The sequence below is a fragment of the Helicobacter muridarum genome, from assembly GCF_000765805.2.
Classification (GTDB): domain Bacteria; phylum Campylobacterota; class Campylobacteria; order Campylobacterales; family Helicobacteraceae; genus Helicobacter_A; species Helicobacter_A muridarum.
On sequence record NZ_JRPD02000004.1, the window covers coordinates 81,959 to 98,853 of the forward strand.

Consider the following 16,895-nt stretch of genomic DNA (forward strand, 5'->3'; position numbering starts at 1 on the left):
ATCACCTAAAAATAGCGTATTTTTATGTATTGATGTTGCAATTAGTTTTATAAATAAGTTAAGATAAGCCTTAATAATTAAAGGTAGGTAAAGCTTATGGGATTGCTTATTATTTATTTTCTTATTGCAATTATTATATCTTTTATATGTTCCATACTAGAGGCGGTGCTATACTCCATCACCCCAACATTTATAGAAAGCTATCTTAAAACACGCCCAAAGAGTGGCAAAATTCTATTATTCCTAAAAGTAAATTTAGATAGCGCGTTAGGTGCAATACTCATTATAAATCTTTTTGCTAATACAGTTGGAGCAGCTGGTGTAGGGGCAGAGGCAACAGAAATATTTGGCGAAACATGGCAGGGTGCAATAGCAATTGGAATGACGCTTAGCATTTTGTATATATCAGAAATTCTACCAAAAACAATTGGAGCAACTTATTGGAAACAACTAGTCCTACCTGCTAGCTATATTATATTCATATTTTATTGGATTGTCTTCCCATTAGTATATATATCGCGCATTATTACTAGAATATTTAAGGATAATAAAACAAATCAAATGAGTCGTGATGAGGTGTTAGCAATAATGGAACTAGGTGAGAAAAGTGGCAGCATAAATGAGCTAGAGGGTGATATTTTAGAGCATTTAATAGCTCAAAAATCCCTTAGCACAAAAGACATCATGACTAAAAAATCAAATATCTTCGCACTTGATGAAGAAATGAGCATTAAAGATTCTATAAAGGCATTAAAAGAGGAAAAATACTCTAGAATACCCATCTACAATAACATACCGAGTAATATCTGCTCTATGGTATATCGTAAAGATATTTTACAATCCCACCTAAAAGGCAAGAAGAAAAAAGCACTAAAATCAATAGCAAGAAATATAACAAAGGTGCAAGAAAATTTAGGGCTACTTGACTTGCTAGATTTATTCATCAACAAAAAAGAACATTTATTTGTTGTGTTAGATGATAGAAATAATATAGTTGGTATAGTAAGTTTAGATGATGTTATCGATGCCATTTTAAATGTAGAAATAAAAGACTAGGAGAAAAAAATGACATTACTCATTATATATTGCACAACTGCTATTATAATATGTTTTATTTGCTCCATACTAGAAGCTACCTTCCTATCTATTACACCATCATATGTTACTAGCTATGAGAAGAAAAATCCAAAGATTGGAGGATATTTGCGATATTTAAAGGAAAATGTAGACGATGCCGAGGGTGCCATATTAGTGCTTAATACCTTTGGTGTTACTGCTACCTCAACTGGAGTTGGAATACAAATAGCACATATCTTTGGGGTAGAATGGCAAAGCTTTGGAGCAGCATTACTTACAATTGTGCTAATTTATGCTTGTGAAATATTCCCAAAAACACTTGGAGCAACCTATTGGAAGAATTTTGCACCTATGGTAACAATTACTGTGCACTATCTACTAAAAGTTACTTACCCCTTTGTTGTAGTGGCAAAATTTATTACTCATTTTGTCAAACCAGATAAAGAAGGAAATTCCGTAAGCAGAGATGAGATTCTAGCTGCTAGCAAGATTGGAGAGGAAGGAGGCTCAATAACTAAAAAAGAGCAAAGCATTATCGAGAATCTATTCACACTAAAAAATAAGCAAACAATCGACATATTGACACCTCGCAATGTTGTATTTGCACTAAAGCAAGACTTGAGCATAGAAGAAGCATTGAATTTTGAGAGAATATATAGTTATTCCTATGTACCGCTATATGATGAAATCATAGATAATATTATTGGAGTTATTTATGCGCCCGATATTTTGGAGGAAGGAATCAGAACAAACACAAACAAACAAATTTGTGAATTTATACAACCAATTTATGCAGTCCAGCTAAATCTACCTGTAATAAATTTGCTAAAACTTTTTATTAGTAAAAATGAAAAAATTTTTATCGTGCAAGATAATTATGGGCAACTAGTTGGCATTGTAACACTAGAAGACGCTATAGAGACACTTTTAGGTGTGGAAATTATTGATGAGTTTGATGAGGCTAGCGATATGCAAAAGCTAGCAAAAGAAAAACTTCATTCAATGAAGTTAAAATATATGAAAAAAATGCATCATAAGAAAAAAAATAGTGATAAGTTGGGGAATTGACATTAGCTTTAATTTGATTCTTAGTTTAACAAAATAACTATGCAATATATTGCTCTACATTGAAAACACAGTTAGCTTGCTATTGCAAATAATAAAAAAGAGCAAAAATATTAAATAACTCATGTATATTCATAAAAATACTCATATATAAAATAATGCCTACCATAACTATTAGAAAGATAAGATAATTTTATAAATAAATACGATATTGTCAATATTGCTTTTCTTTATAATCAAGGTATAATTAAGGCTTGAAAAATAATATATTGTGATTATATTGCCTATCTTAAATAAGATAAAAGAAAGACTAATAAGTGCCCATATCACTTTGGGCATAATATGGCTACCAGAAATATGTCCCAAATAATTAATGAAAATAATTCTCTATTATTACTAAATATGATAAAAAGTAGATAATGAAATCATAAGAATACTACAAAATTTATACTAGCTACTAAGTGATAATTATGTTTTAAGTCAACAGAGCAATACTAGCAAGAAATGACAAATTGAATATTAATCATAAGCCTTGTAAAAAAATTCTTGCATTAAGATTAAATAATAAAAGCAAAAAAATAATAAAAAGCTTAAGTGTCCAATGTTACAAACAGTAAAAACATCTATGCTATCTTTTTAAAGTTTAGTCTGAATTCAACATCTTAAGTCCAATAGATTTAAATCTAAATACAATCAAAACCATTAAAGATATAAACCATAAGAACAATCTTAAAACAATTAGCAGCTATATGTTGATATAAACTCAAATGGATGCGGTCTAGCTTCCCATGGCCAAATTTCTGTCTCAAACTTGTATGCCTTATATACCTGTAAAAATTCCTCTGTGAAAACTCCACCTTGCTTTAAATAATCCTTATCAACTAACATTTCTTCTATAGCACTCCTTAGCGTATGAGGAAGTTGCTTAATGCCCTTTGCTCGAATTTCATCTAGACTTAGCTCGAATAGGTTAATATCCATTGGTTTGCCAGGATCAATTTTATTATGAATGCCATCAAGTCCAGCCATAAACAGACTAGCAAATGCTAAATATGGATTGCTAGAACTATCTGGAAATCTAAACTCCATACGTTTTGCTTTTTCCCCTTGATTATATGGGATTCTAACACTTGCGCTGCGATTTTGTGCAGAGTATGTAAGAATACTTGGAGCTTCAAACCCGGGTATTAATCTCTTATAAGAATTTGTGCTGGAATTTGTAAATGCTGCAACACTCCTTGCATGCTTTAAAACACCACCCAAGAAATGCAAAGCCGTATCGCTCAATCCCTGATAACTATCACCTGCAAAGCAATTTTTTCCTTTTTTCCAAATGCTAATATGCACATGCATGCCGCTCCCATTATCTCCATATAGGGGCTTTGGCATAAATGTAGCCGTTTTACCATTCAAATGGGCTACCATCTTAATTACATATTTAAGTTTCTGCACATTATCAGCAGCTTCTATCATATTGCCAAATCTTACACCAATCTCACACTGCCCTTGTGCAACCTCATGATGAACTACAAATGTTTCTAGACCAACTTGATTTAACACCTTTACCATTTCAGCACGAATATCAACCAAGGAATCCACAGGAGCAACAGGGAAGTATCCACCTTTTGTACCGGGACGATGTCCTATATTGCTACCAGCTTCAAAGTTCTTATTTCGATTCCATTCACCCTCTTCTGTATCTACCTCATAATATTGGCAATTTATGGAATCTTGCATCTTGATGCTATCAAAAATAAAGAATTCATTTTCTGGACCATAATAAACTATGTCGCCAATACCAGTATCTATTAAATATTGCATAGCTCTTTTTACAATGCTTCTTGGACATTTCTCATACGGTTGATTTTTATAAATATCCCAAACATCGCAAAATACAACAACAGTAGTATCAGCTGTAAAAGGATCAATGAAATACCTAATAGGATCAGGAATTAGAATCATATCAGACTTATTCACAGATTGCCAAGCCTCAATGCTTGAGCCATCAAATGGAATACCATCAAAACTACTTTCATCAACAGCCACCATAGAAAAACCAATATGATGCCAAGTCCCCTTAATATCTGTAAATCTGAAATCTACAAATTCCACTTCATTGGCATTACAAAACTCAAAAAACTCTTTGATTTGTGCTTGCTTGGTGCTTGCTTCAACCATATTGAACTCCTTGATAAAAATTTAAATACTGCAAGTTTAACATATTTAAACAAAAAATCAGCAAAAAAATAATATTTCTTGAATACAAATTGTATTATAATTTTATACAATACCTAAATCGAATTGCATTTTTAACTTTATGCAACATTATCATTAATGTCTTCAGAGGAAAAATTTATGAAACCAAAGATTTTATTATTTACATATATATATTACCCGATACTTAGTTGCTATCTGCTTGGACAAGCTAATGCTAAGACACAGGACATGGAAATAAAATTAGTTCCTGCACAAAATCCTATTATTGAAAACCAAATGCCAATTAATTCTGTAAAGTCAAACCAAGATAATAATGGACTCTTTATTGAAGCAGAAGCAGAGATTTTTAACAAAACTGCTTTTTCTCTAAACCAACGAGTTCCCAATAATGGCTATGGATACTTCTTAGGCATGCTTAGCATTGGTTATAACTACGGAAATTTTAGCTTTGTGCTTGGTGGGGTTGGTGCGGGGTTGGCTTATGATTCTACTAAGAATAATAATAATGCAGAAGGTCTAGGCTTTAACTATGTTGGGTCATATCCTGGATATTTGGCGAATAGAGAAGCTACAAATATTAATACACATAATTACTTAATTCATAACGCCTATATTGGATATGATAACTCTATTTTTAAGATTAAGGTTGGTAGATTCTTGCAAGAAGATGATGATTGGTATGATAGCTATGCAGAGGGGATATCTGTAATTTATAAATTTGCAAATAAATACCATCTTAAGATATTTGGCTCTAGCACATATGCTCTTGTTGGACAAGGCTGGTTAAACGACTTTAGTAGGACATATTTCACAAACGGCTTACTTAATGCTGAGTTTGGTTATAACTATGAAGAACTCAAAGCTATGATTTATATATATTACGGAATCAATGAATTTATATCTCCCGGATTCAATATAGAAGTTGGATTTGGTGATTCTGATAATATTTACACTACAACAAAATTAACTGCAATTTTTCCAGTTCATCAAAAGCTAGCAAAAGAAAGGGGATTCTTTGTTAATATTCTTGAACCAAAGGGCTTTAATGCAAGCATATTGCTACGTCAAGATGTAGAGTTTTTTGAGAAATATCTAGCAGCCATTGCATTCTATAAGAATATTGGCAACGCAAATGCCCGCATGGCATTATTTGGAAATCCAATAGGCATTGATATTTGGGATAATAGTATTTATACAGAAGGAGCATCCCTAAATGCCTCTGTAGCACCAGATGCATTTAGTGCTTTGCTATTTACTAGAGCTAGATATGAAAATATAGCAACATTTTTGCAACAAGCAGATATTGGCATTAACGCTCGATATACATACTCTCCTAGCAATGATGAATATTCTCTAAGCTTATTTTGTGATTTAGGAATCACTAAGAATTTGAGTTTAAGCTTGATATTGAACTACTATACAACAATAATAAAGAATGAATTATTAATACTAGATGATAGTATGAGAGCAAATATAAGCAGAGCGACATTTGATAGAAGCTATCTTATAAGTCGTATTACATATAGCTTTTAGCAACTTAAATAAAATCATTAGTAATTTAATTATTTGCATGGCTATAATCTTTACCAATAAGTGCACAAAGTTGTTGTAGAATCTAAGCTTCAAATCACCTATAAAGCAAGGTATATAAGGATTAAGAAAAATTATGAAAAAACTATTAAAATTACATAAAATTGGATTAAAAACTCTAGGCTCATTAGGTTTAGCTTCTTTACTAATTATATCAAATGGTTGTGCGTCCAAAACCGAAGAGATAGAGCAAGAAACAGTCAAATGTGAAAGCTATAAAACATATGCGAGTGCTACTTTTGAAGTCGAGGGCGATATGAATGAGCTAGTTGAGAAAACTGCAAAAAAAGCTCTCACAAAAAGCTGCTTTAAGAAATCAGATCAAAGCAATGCAAATATGAGAATTAAGATTCAATCAACGCAGTCTATGCAAGCTGAAGCAGGATTCATACAAGATAAACACGATAATTCATTTAGCCTAGATATAACGGCTATTATGCTAATCCCAACAGAGCAAGGTGGTCTTACTACAATCACAGGAACGCAAAATGCGAACTTACACCTAAAATCTACTACTATTGCAGACTTTGGTAGCAAATCTGAATTATCTGAAAAAGAAATTATACCATTTATAGAGAGCAATGTTTTAATAGCCCTAAATACTCTTTTTAAAAATATTTCATAGGATTTAATATTATGATTAGGAGAATATATCAATATATATTGATTTTATCCATGCCACTTCAAATAGCATTTGGTGCACAAGATTACAAGAATAATGAATATTTTATTGATAAGGCTCATTCTAGCGTTAGCTTTGGAGTTAAACATTTAAGCGTTGCAGATAGTATTGGAATCTTTGAGGATTTCGATGGAAGACTATTTTTTGAAAATGGTGTAATAAAAAAATTACAAGGACAAGCAGCAATCAACAGCATTAATACATTCAATCCGGGGAGAGATTCTGACTTACAAGATTCAAATTTTTTTTCTCACAGTAAGGCTTTTTTAGAATCTATTTCATTCAATGATAATGTGTTGCTAGCTAAGCTTACAATTAACAATATTACAAAAGAAGTATCATTCAAGGCTAGCATTATTGGACCAATCCGCAACCCAAGCCTATATAAACAAAAGAATAAACCACAAGATGTCCTAAAAAATCCCATTTTAGACAAAGACTTTACTAGCAATATGCAATTGCAATCAAGCAAAAATAATTCATATATTAAACAAAAACTATATAGTAAAACCATAGATAGCACCAATAACACACTAGTGAATCCAATGCTAGAGGATGCTGCTAATTCCGATTGCGGTTGCTATGCTAGTTATGGAGACAATGTGTTAGGTATAGAATTATTTGGTAAAATAAATCGTTTTGATTTCAATATCGCTAGCAACACTCCTAAAGAATGGTTAGGTGATATTGTATGGATAAAAATTATCCTAGAAGCCTCACAGTAATTCTTGTTATTGCGATTATCAACATAATTAGTAATCAATCACAAATAGAATCACTCAAAAATGCTTATATAAATTCATTAGATAAGTTTCTATCCTAGCTAATCTAAATATTAATCTGCCCGTACAAATCATTCAATAATCTTTGCTGGAGTAAACAATGGAAGAAGTTATTACTAAAATAGAAAAGATTGTCCTATCTGCCATCTTCTTTGATAAAGACAAATTTGATGAAATATATGAGAGCATATCGCATAAAGATTTTATAATGCCATTACATATTTGCATGTTCAAAGCATTCGAATCTTTACAAAAGATAAATATGCCTTTTACACCAGAGATTGTCTGCATAGAAATGCAAAAAGAAATGTCAAATATAACACTTGATGATATAAGCATAGTCATTGCAGAATCTCCTATTGCAAATATAGATTCTTATGTTGAGCAAATAAAAAATGCTTCAATAAATAGATCGCTATTTGCACTTGCAAGCTTCATTAGAGACACAAGCCTTAAACCTGGCTCAAAGGCTAATGATATACTTGAAGAAACACAAAGAAGAATCTATGCTCTAAGCATGGACAATACCTCAAATGATTTTCGCTCTAGTATAGAGATAATAGAATCAACGATGTCTATTTTAGAAAACGTAAAGAATCTTCAAGGCGCAATTAAAGGAATTGACACAGGATTTGCAGAGCTAAATAGCCTTACAACTGGATTTAATGATGGAGAACTAATTATAATTGGTGCTAGACCAGGAATGGGAAAAACAGCCCTAATTCTTAGTATGGCATTAAAGATTATTAGCAGTGGCAAGGGTGTAGCCATATTTAGCCTAGAGATGCCGGCTGAACAGCTAATGTTAAGAATGCTATCATCACGAGGTAGGATTCCATTACAAAGCATGCGTTCAGGCTCACTAAATGACGATGAATGGAGTAAGCTTTCACTCATATCACAAGAATTATGTCAAAAAAATAATCTCTATATTGATGATAGCTCTGGACTTACATTAGCTTCTCTAAGAACAAAACTGCGCAAATTGTTTGCAAGGGATTCTAGTGTAGGTATTGTAATGATTGACTACTTACAGCTAATGGGACAAAATAACAAAGAAAATAGCGATAGATACAGCATTATTAGCGAGATTTCAAGAGGATTAAAACTTTTAGCGCGTGAATTAAATGTCCCAATCATAGCACTATCACAGCTAAATAGATCTGTTGAAAGCAGAGAAGATAAGCGACCAATCATGTCAGATTTACGAGATAGTGGATCTATTGAACAAGATGCAGATATTATCCTCTTTTTATATAGAGATGCCTACTATAAGGAGAGAGAGTCTAGAAATATGAAAAAAATAGCCATTAAGAAGAAGCAACAAGGAGAAGAAATAGATATTCCAGAGGTATTTATCGCGCCTGAAACAGAGGAAGTAGATATAATTGTAGCCAAGAATAGAAATGGAGCGGCAGGTGATTCTGTCAAGGCACTTTATCATAAGAAATACACATTATTTGAAGATATGGAGGAAAGCGAAATGACAAGTATGGCAATCCAAAATGTCACTACATTATATCTAGATGATACAGAGTTAAATACAGATACAAGCGGATTACCAAAAATATAATATATGTAGCAACATCGGAACATAGATAATATAAATTACATATATTGCTTTATAAATCAATATTAATAATTTAGATAGAGGTCTTACAAATATAATTAAGAAATTATAGATTTCTTAATGCTCAATAAAGCACTAAAAAATCTATAACTTTTTGCAAAGTCATAGAATAACAAAACAAGAAGACTTTAAAGTCTTGCCTAGCATAAAGCAAAACTAGTTCCAACTGTATAGATGATGTAAGAGTGATTGTTTATCAATTTGTTTAAGATAATATGAATTGAGATAAAAACATCCTATTACCTAAAATAGTCTTGGATAAAAATTAGATAAAATTACTAGTAGCACTCACGCTTTAACTAAAAATACGATATAAGATAAATCAAAGTAAAAGCGCATAACACAGCCATTCAATCTAAAACTATATATAAAAGCCAAAGGAGTATATATGCTAAAAGGAAAGAATATTCTAATTTTTCTTAGCGGTTCTATTGCTGTATATAAGAGTTTGTTGCTCATTCGTATGTTTATAAAAGAAGGGGCTAATGTGCGCGTTGTGGCAAGTCCTAGTGCTCTAAAATTTGTTACAAGATTAAGCATTGAAACGCTTAGTAGAACAACCCTATTAGTAGAAGATAGTGAAGGATGGAATATAGAAGATTCAAATACTCCAAATCATATAAAATATGCAAAATGGGCAGATATAGCAATATTTGCCCCAATTACAGCAAATAGTATCAATAAGCTAGCACAAGGCATAGCAGACAATATATATCTATCTACAGCACTAGCTCTTCCAAATGCTATAAATGTCCCAAAACTAATTATTCCAAGTGCAAATACTCGTATGCTAGAAAATCCAATTACACAAAGAAACATACAATCACTAAAACAAGACGGATATACTATAATGCCATCACAGCATGGGAATCTCGCATGTCAAGAAATAGGCAATGGGGCGATGATAGATATTGAGGACATTGTTTTTGCAACAAAAAAAGCTCTTTATACAAGGGATTTTTGGCGTAATCAATTAGTAATTGTTACTGGAGGCGGAAGTAATGAGGATATTGATTCTGTGCGATGCATAAGTAATAAATCAAGCGGTTTACAAGCTTGCAATCTAGCTCTAGCAATGTATTTTTTAGGTGCTAAGGTAACACTTATTAGCTCTCAAATACCCTTGCGATTACCTATCGATATAAATATTATTAATGTATATAGCTCAAAAGATTATTTAGAAGCATTGGAAAAACACACAAAACAGCACAATAAGCAAAAAATATATTTATTTATGGCTGCAGCAATTAGCGACTATATCCCCAAACATAGAAATGGAAAGCTAAAAAAGGCAGATCTGGGTGATACTATGAGTTTAAACCTATATAAAAACATTGATATTTTGCAAAATATACAAGCAAAAAATGTCATAAAGATAGCCTTTAAGGCTGAATGCGATAGCCAAAATGCTAAAAATAGTGCCATATCAGTTTTAGATTCCAAAGATTGCAAACTAGTATGTTTAAATATTATTTCAGATGACAATAAGGCATTTGGTAGCCAAGATAATACACTATGTATCATTCATAAAAAAGATATATCCTTGTATAATATATCATCAAAATCCCTAGATAGAGAATTTAACAATAAAGAGAGCAACAATATATTATCAAGGCTTGGTATTAATGATGTGAGACTAGAAACTAAATATGCCGAATGCAACTTAGATTCCACAATATATAAAGAATATCAGGTATCTGGAACCAAATTAACGGTAAGTATGGCACTAGCCCTATACATTGAGCATATCGTGTTGCAATAATGTTTGCAATATTTGATTAAAGGAAAATAATGAGTAAATTACAACATCTTGCGGTTGTTATGGACGGAAATAGACGATGGGCTAGAAAAAATGGAATCCTAGAAAAAATTGGCTACTTGCATGGAGCAAAGACCGTGCAAAAAATTATAGAAGTTTGCATTGAAGAAGGAATAACAAATCTCACGTTATTTGCTTTTAGCACAGAAAATTGGCAGAGACCTAAAGAGGAGATTGAATATCTATTTGATTTACTAGAAAAATATTTAGACAATAGCTTAGATAGATTTATAAAAAATCAAGTAAGATTTCGCGCAATAGGCAATTTAGAAGCAATTGACGACAAATTGAAAAAAAAGATACAAAATGCTCAAAACATAACTAAAGATTGCACTAAATTATGTGTAAATGTGGCAATATCTTATGGAGCAAAAGACGAAATTGTGCGCTCTGTACTTAGAGTAATTGATAAGGGATTACCAATCAATGAAAAAAATATTCAAGATAATTTAGATTTACCGCAAGATGTAGATTTATTATTAAGGGTTGGCAATGCGAAAAGAATTTCAAATTTCTTGCTTTGGCAATGCGCATATGCTGAAATATTTTTTAGCGATACTCTATTTCCCGGTTTTACAAAAAGAGAATGTAAAAAAATCATTAACGACTTTAAAAAAAGGGAAAGAACTTTTGGTAAATAAGCCAAAAAGATTATAAGGCTAATTTATTCTAGATTTTATTTTGCAACACCTGCTCCTTATGTCATTAGCAACAATAAAAATCAATGTATTTTGTAATTTATTTAGAATCTTTTTTATCTTTAGAGATAGAATCATTGCTTTTTGATTCATCAAAAATAAATACAGGTAAGCTAAGTTTATAATGAATTGCAACTACTCGAAATCCAAATCCAAAAACCAAAGTAATAAGAACAGAGAATATATTAGGAATATTTGTATAAACACATAAGACATAGTAGAGTATACATGCAACAATGGACACACTAGCATAAAGCTCCTTTTGAAAAACCAAAGGTATCTTATTACATAAGATATCGCGCAATATCCCACCTGAAACGCCTGTAATAACCCCAGATATGACACAAACAACAAAACCAAAATCGTGTTCTAATGCCTTATTAACACCAATAATACTAAAAGAAATAAGACCTAGCGCATCTAAAAGTAGAAAAAGTCTATCAAATCTAGCAAAAAAATATGGAATCATAACAGTTAGCATACTGAAAAAACAAAGCATGATGACATATTCGGGATGTTGCACCCATGTCATAGGATGCATATCTAGCACAATGTCTCTAAGTGTGCCTCCGCCAATAGCAGTTACAAGCGAAATAAGCAAAACTCCAAATAAATCCATGCGATATTTGCCAGCACTCAAAGCACCTGTAATGGCTTCTGAAACAATAGCAATAATATAGAGGACTTGTAATACCATATATCACCTCCATAAATCCAAACTATATAAATCTCTGCCTAGCAGACATTTTTTCCAAAAATGCCTTTGTCCTCTCATGCTTAGGATATAAAAAAAATATTTCTGGGGTATTTTCTTCTAAAATAACTCCATTTGCTATAAATACTATCTTTGTAGCTATTGCCTTAGCAAAATGTAATTCATGAGTTACCACAAGCATAGTAGTGTGTTTGATATTTAGAATTACATTCAAAACTTCTTCCACTAGTTCAGGATCAAGCGCGCTAGTTGGCTCATCAAATAAAATAATAGATGGGTTAATTGCCAAAGCTCTAGCTATCGCCACTCGTTGTTGTTGCCCACCACTTAGCTGATATGGATAAAAATTAGCCTTGTCCCCTAAGCCAACTTGATTCAATTTCGACATTGCTATATCCATTGCCTGCGTTTTAGACATATTCTGCACAATAATTAAGCCCTCCATAACATTCTCAATAGCATTTTTATTTACAAAAAGATTATAATGTTGAAAAACCATAGCACTTTTTTTTCTCAATGCCAAAATATCTTTCTTTGTATAACTCTCAAAATTAAATGCAACAGAATCTATCTTTACTAGACCACTTTGAGCAAACTCAAGAGCATTGATACAACGCAAAAACGTGCTTTTTCCAGAACCACTTGGACCAATGATAGCAACAATATCACCCATATTTACTTGTAAGCTAACATCTTTTAGCACTTTTGTATTACCAAAACTCTTAATCAGATTCTCTACCTTTAGCATAAAATATCCTATAAATAGCTCTTTTTATATCTCTCTGCAATCTTTTCCAAACGGAAAAATAATGTCTCTAGAACCACACACATACCCCAATACAACAAGGCTGCCATGCAATATACTTCTAAAAACTTAGAGCTTCTACCTGATTCTATATCTGCTATGCCCATTAATTCTGGAACAGTAATAACAGAACAAAGAGATGTATTTTTAAGCTGCAATATAAAAAAATTTAATAGATTTGGCAACGTTATCATAATTGCTTGGGGTAAAATAATACGACGTAATACTTGACACTCACTCATACCAATGGAATATGCAGCCTCTAGCTGCCCCTTATCAATAGCTAATATCGCAGAGCGAAAAATCTCGCATAAATAAGCACTAGCATATAGAGAAAATACAATTAAAGCATAATAAATAGCATCTATGCTACTAATGTCTATTTGTATATCAAAATCTCTAAGAAAAATCGGAATCCCATAATAAAACATTAGTAGCTGGACTAATAGAGGAGTGGCACGAAAAAATGATACATATACAATAACAATATTATTTACAATAAAAATTCTATAAATCCTTGCCAAAGCCATGAATAAGCCAATAACTGAACCAGCAAAAAATGAAACAACAGTAATCAATAAAGTTATTGGTAAACTAGGAACAAGCAAGCTAAAGGTTGAAAAAAAATATGCTAAATCAAACATATAACACCTACTAATAACATCTTCATATGTTTAATTCTTTTTATTTTGTTTGGTCAACACCGAAGTATTTTATTGAAATTTCTGATATTTTTCCATCTTGTATAGCTCTTTCTAATGCCTGATCAATAGTTTTTGAAAGCTCAATAGAATCCTTTCTAAATATAAAATATATTGGAATCTTCTCAAATACAAAATCTGTAACTTTTATATATACGCCTTGAGATTTAGCATAATCAACTGCACTAGCAGGGTCATTTATCATGGCTTGAATTCTGCCATTTGCCAAATCTGCTATTATAGCTGGAGAAGTTTTATAATATATTATGGATATATTTTGTTTTGGATTCTCTTTCACATATTTCTCGATGTTAATGGCATGATTAGAACCAACTGTTACTCCAACTTTGACATTTTTCAAATCTTTTATATGTGTTATATTAGAATTATTTCCAATTATTAATCCACTAACTCCATAGAAATATGGCTTATTTGAAAAAATATATTTTTTTTCTCTTTCATCATTCTTAGTAATCTGATTTGCTACAACATCAAACTTACCAGAATCTAATCCTGTAAATATAACATTCCATGGAACAGATACAATTTGTAACTTTGATTCTGGAATATAAGATACAACGACTTGTAAAACCTCATTATCAAATCCTAGTGGATTGTTTTTAGAATCTAAATAAGCAAATGGCTTATAAGCGTTCTCACTACCAGCAACAATAAGCAATTGATTGTCTTTGGAAAAAACATTCCCACCTAGCATTACAATAGCCGCAAATAAAATGGAACACAATTTATATATTTGATTTATTCCCACATTAAACCCCTAATAATTATGTAGATTGTATAGCATTATGTCTTATTATTTCTCAATGGATACAGCACCACTGCGAATAATCTCCTTGGGCATAAATATACCTATACATCGAATCAAATCTGCAATCTTTTGTGTATCTCCGCTTACGCTATACACTATATATTTCTCACCCCAGCTAACAATCTTACCGCCAGAAGAATTAATTAATGCACTAATAGCACCAATCTTTTCGTTATTTTCAAACTTTATTAAAGCTATCTCCTGAGTTACGATATCCTCACTCTCTACAACATTTAACACAGGTATAAGTTTATGAAGTTGTTTAATAATTTGCTCTAAAACCCTCTCATCACCACGCGTAGAGACTGTAATCCTAGATAGATTATTATCAGGTAAAGGCGCAACAGTTAGACTATCAATATTGTAACCCCTACCAGCAAAAAGACCTGAAATTCTAGCTAAGACACTATGTTCATTGATAACAGTTATACATATAATTTTTTTTTGCATTATGCTCCCTTATTCCTTATATTATTCTAATATCATCTTATATAGGGGATTCCCTCCAGGCACCATAGGCAAAACTATCTCTTCCCTATCTATCCATACATTAATCAGACTTGGCTTGTCGCTCTGCAATGCAGTTTGAAATGCATCTTTAAATTCCTCTTTATTGCTAGCCTCTAAACCCAATGCTCCAAAACTCTGTGCCAATAGCACAAAATTTGGTTGATTTAAGTTTACATGAGACAATCTCTTTTCATAGAAAAAATCCTGCCATTGCTTTACCATCCCCAAATAAGCATTATTAAGGACAATATTAACCGTCTTAATACCCGATTCTACAAAAGTCATCATTTCCTGAATATTCATCAATACGCCACCATCACCGCTAAAGCTAATAGCAATCTTATCTGTAATACCCTCTTCTTTCATCTCTTCTAAAGCCATAAAGACACCCATAGTTGCAGGCAAAGCAAAACCCATAGTTCCAAGTCCGCCACTTGTAATAAATTGCCTCTTAGCACTAAAGGGATAAAACTGCGCTACCCACATTTGATGTTGTCCAACATCAGCAGTTACAATAGCCCTATCTCCCAAAATTCTACCTACCTCTTGTATTACCCACTGCGGTTTTAAGGCTACATTTTTATCATCAGGCGAATCATTAAATCGTAGTGGATGCGTGTCACTCCATTTTTTAAGTTTATTCCACCATGCTACCCTCTCTTTAAGAATATCAGGCTTTATATCTTTATCTTGAAGCTCTTTAATTAATTCTTTTAATATAAATTTCAAATCTCCTACGATTGGATAATTGACATTAATAATTTTACCAATAGAGCTTGGATCAATATCAATATGTGCTATCTTAGCGAACTTTGCAAATTCGCTAACCTTGCCTGTAACTCTATCATCAAAGCGAGCTCCAAGACAAATTAGCAAATCACACTCACTTGTAGCCATATTTGCAGCATAAGAACCATGCATACCTAGCATGCCTAAGAAATGGGGGCTATTTTGAGCTACTCCCCTAGCCATTAATGTTTCAACACTTGGAATCTTGGTTATCTCCAGAAGCCTTTTTATCTCTTGATAACTATTAGATATAACTGCTCCACCACCAATATATATGAGCGGATTTTTTGATTCTAAAATAGCCAAAGCTAACTTTTTGATTTGTCTTGTATTACCCTTTATTGTTGGCTTATAACTTGCTAGAGCAATACTATTCGGGTAATTAAATGGCGCAACTTGGGCACTAATGTCTTTTGGAATATCCACAAGCACAGGTCCTGGTCTACCGCTCCTTGCAATGTAAAAAGCCTCTTTCAATATCCTAGGAAGCTCTGTGATGTCTTTTACTAAATAATTATGTTTAGTGCATGGTCTAGAAATACCAACAGCATCAATCTCTTGGAAAGAATCAGTTCCAATTTGAGAAAGTGGAACCTGCCCACTTATAATAACTAAAGGTATAGAATCAGTAAATGCAGTTGCAATTCCTGTTACCGCGTTAGTAAATCCTGGTCCAGAAGTAATAATGGCTACCCCTACTTTGCCGCTAGCTCTGGCATAGCCATCGGCGGCATGAACAGCCCCTTGCTCATGCCGAGTAAGAATATGTCGAAAATATTTCTGCTTATAAATTTCATCATAAATATTTAGCACAGCACCACCTGGATAACCAAAAATAACTTTTACTCCTTCTAAGTGTAATGCTTCTATAAGCATCTTAGAACCGTTAATATTGTTTTCTATAGAATCAAACTTATTGTCTTGCTGCATGTTGAATCCTTAACAAAAAAACTTAAAAGAGATATTCTATTATAGAATAAAGAAAT

At 32.3% G+C, this 16,895-nt stretch carries 15 protein-coding genes; 8 read left to right on the forward strand and 7 right to left on the reverse strand.

Annotation, left to right across the window (positions count from 1 at the left end):
- Positions 1-96: 96 nt before the first annotated feature.
- Positions 97-1,056: a CNNM domain-containing protein gene (locus LS73_RS03065; protein ID WP_034557400.1), complete on the forward strand. Its 960-nt coding sequence runs from the start codon at positions 97-99 to the stop codon at positions 1,054-1,056.
- Between the two features lie 9 nt (positions 1,057-1,065).
- A complete protein-coding gene (locus tag LS73_RS03070) occupies positions 1,066-2,145 on the forward strand; it encodes a CNNM domain-containing protein (RefSeq protein ID WP_034556862.1) in 1,080 nt (359 codons plus the stop codon).
- A 735-nt stretch (positions 2,146-2,880) separates the two neighbouring features.
- Here the strand turns inward: LS73_RS03070 and glnA are convergent.
- Positions 2,881-4,320 (reverse strand): type I glutamate--ammonia ligase, encoded by a 1,440-nt coding sequence (glnA, locus tag LS73_RS03075; RefSeq protein ID WP_034556863.1) that lies wholly within the window; start codon positions 4,318-4,320, stop codon positions 2,881-2,883.
- 177 nt (positions 4,321-4,497) lie between these two features.
- Between glnA and LS73_RS03080 the strand changes: the two genes are divergently transcribed.
- The 6 genes from LS73_RS03080 (at position 4,498) to uppS (ending at position 11,503) form a co-directional block, all read left to right on the forward strand.
- A complete protein-coding gene (locus LS73_RS03080) occupies positions 4,498-5,892 on the forward strand; it encodes an outer membrane family protein (protein WP_052089464.1) in 1,395 nt (464 codons plus the stop codon).
- Between the two features lie 133 nt (positions 5,893-6,025).
- Positions 6,026-6,574: a hypothetical protein gene (locus LS73_RS03085; RefSeq protein WP_034556864.1), complete on the forward strand. Its 549-nt coding sequence runs from the start codon at positions 6,026-6,028 to the stop codon at positions 6,572-6,574.
- 11 nt (positions 6,575-6,585) lie between these two features.
- Entirely contained in the window at positions 6,586-7,356 is a 771-nt protein-coding gene (locus tag LS73_RS03090) for a YceI family protein (protein WP_233708875.1), read from the forward strand.
- 157 nt (positions 7,357-7,513) lie between these two features.
- On the forward strand, positions 7,514-8,986 hold the full coding sequence (gene dnaB, locus LS73_RS03095) for a replicative DNA helicase (RefSeq protein ID WP_034556865.1): 1,473 nt from the start codon (positions 7,514-7,516) through the stop codon (positions 8,984-8,986).
- Positions 8,987-9,431: 445 nt separating this feature from the next.
- Positions 9,432-10,805 (forward strand): bifunctional phosphopantothenoylcysteine decarboxylase/phosphopantothenate--cysteine ligase CoaBC, encoded by a 1,374-nt coding sequence (gene coaBC / locus LS73_RS03100; RefSeq protein ID WP_104692091.1) that lies wholly within the window; start codon positions 9,432-9,434, stop codon positions 10,803-10,805.
- Positions 10,806-10,834: 29 nt separating this feature from the next.
- On the forward strand, positions 10,835-11,503 hold the full coding sequence (uppS, locus tag LS73_RS03105) for a polyprenyl diphosphate synthase (protein ID WP_034556866.1): 669 nt from the start codon (positions 10,835-10,837) through the stop codon (positions 11,501-11,503).
- Positions 11,504-11,600: 97 nt separating this feature from the next.
- Here the strand turns inward: uppS and LS73_RS03110 are convergent, their stop codons facing one another.
- Genes LS73_RS03110 through LS73_RS03135 form a run of 6 tightly spaced genes read right to left on the reverse strand, consistent with a single transcriptional unit; the run spans position 11,601 to position 16,839 of the window.
- Positions 11,601-12,257 (reverse strand): trimeric intracellular cation channel family protein, encoded by a 657-nt coding sequence (locus tag LS73_RS03110; RefSeq protein ID WP_034556868.1) that lies wholly within the window; start codon positions 12,255-12,257, stop codon positions 11,601-11,603.
- A gap of 22 nt (positions 12,258-12,279) precedes the next feature.
- On the reverse strand, positions 12,280-13,023 hold the full coding sequence (locus tag LS73_RS03115) for an amino acid ABC transporter ATP-binding protein (protein ID WP_034556870.1): 744 nt from the start codon (positions 13,021-13,023) through the stop codon (positions 12,280-12,282).
- Between the two features lie 8 nt (positions 13,024-13,031).
- Positions 13,032-13,724, reverse strand: a complete 693-nt coding sequence (locus LS73_RS03120) for an amino acid ABC transporter permease (RefSeq protein ID WP_034556873.1) — start codon at positions 13,722-13,724, stop codon at positions 13,032-13,034.
- A 40-nt stretch (positions 13,725-13,764) separates the two neighbouring features.
- Positions 13,765-14,550 carry a transporter substrate-binding domain-containing protein gene (locus LS73_RS03125; protein WP_034556875.1) on the reverse strand — a complete coding sequence of 262 codons (786 nt, stop codon included), beginning with the start codon at positions 14,548-14,550 and terminating at the stop codon, positions 13,765-13,767.
- 45 nt (positions 14,551-14,595) lie between these two features.
- Entirely contained in the window at positions 14,596-15,060 is a 465-nt protein-coding gene (ilvN, locus tag LS73_RS03130) for an acetolactate synthase small subunit (protein WP_034556877.1), read from the reverse strand.
- A gap of 21 nt (positions 15,061-15,081) precedes the next feature.
- Positions 15,082-16,839, reverse strand: a complete 1,758-nt coding sequence (locus LS73_RS03135) for an acetolactate synthase large subunit (RefSeq protein ID WP_052089467.1) — start codon at positions 16,837-16,839, stop codon at positions 15,082-15,084.
- Positions 16,840-16,895 lie beyond the last annotated feature (56 nt).

Bases quoted from the DNA above. Each gene is read 5' to 3' on its own strand.
- LS73_RS03135 (WP_052089467.1), bottom strand. From the start codon at position 16,839: ATGCAGCAAGACAATAAGTTTGATTCTATAGAAAACAATATTAACGGT.
- glnA (WP_034556863.1), bottom strand. From the start codon at position 4,320: ATGGTTGAAGCAAGCACCAAGCAAGCACAAATCAAAGAGTTTTTTGAG.
- LS73_RS03110 (WP_034556868.1), bottom strand. From the start codon at position 12,257: ATGGTATTACAAGTCCTCTATATTATTGCTATTGTTTCAGAAGCCATT.
- LS73_RS03080 (WP_052089464.1), top strand. From the start codon at position 4,498: ATGAAACCAAAGATTTTATTATTTACATATATATATTACCCGATACTT.
- LS73_RS03120 (WP_034556873.1), bottom strand. From the start codon at position 13,724: ATGTTTGATTTAGCATATTTTTTTTCAACCTTTAGCTTGCTTGTTCCT.
- coaBC (WP_104692091.1), top strand. From the start codon at position 9,432: ATGCTAAAAGGAAAGAATATTCTAATTTTTCTTAGCGGTTCTATTGCT.
- ilvN (WP_034556877.1), bottom strand. From the start codon at position 15,060: ATGCAAAAAAAAATTATATGTATAACTGTTATCAATGAACATAGTGTC.
- uppS (WP_034556866.1), top strand. From the start codon at position 10,835: ATGAGTAAATTACAACATCTTGCGGTTGTTATGGACGGAAATAGACGA.
- LS73_RS03070 (WP_034556862.1), top strand. From the start codon at position 1,066: ATGACATTACTCATTATATATTGCACAACTGCTATTATAATATGTTTT.
- LS73_RS03090 (WP_233708875.1), top strand. From the start codon at position 6,586: ATGATTAGGAGAATATATCAATATATATTGATTTTATCCATGCCACTT.
- LS73_RS03115 (WP_034556870.1), bottom strand. From the start codon at position 13,023: ATGCTAAAGGTAGAGAATCTGATTAAGAGTTTTGGTAATACAAAAGTG.
- LS73_RS03065 (WP_034557400.1), top strand. From the start codon at position 97: ATGGGATTGCTTATTATTTATTTTCTTATTGCAATTATTATATCTTTT.
- dnaB (WP_034556865.1), top strand. From the start codon at position 7,514: ATGGAAGAAGTTATTACTAAAATAGAAAAGATTGTCCTATCTGCCATC.
- LS73_RS03085 (WP_034556864.1), top strand. From the start codon at position 6,026: ATGAAAAAACTATTAAAATTACATAAAATTGGATTAAAAACTCTAGGC.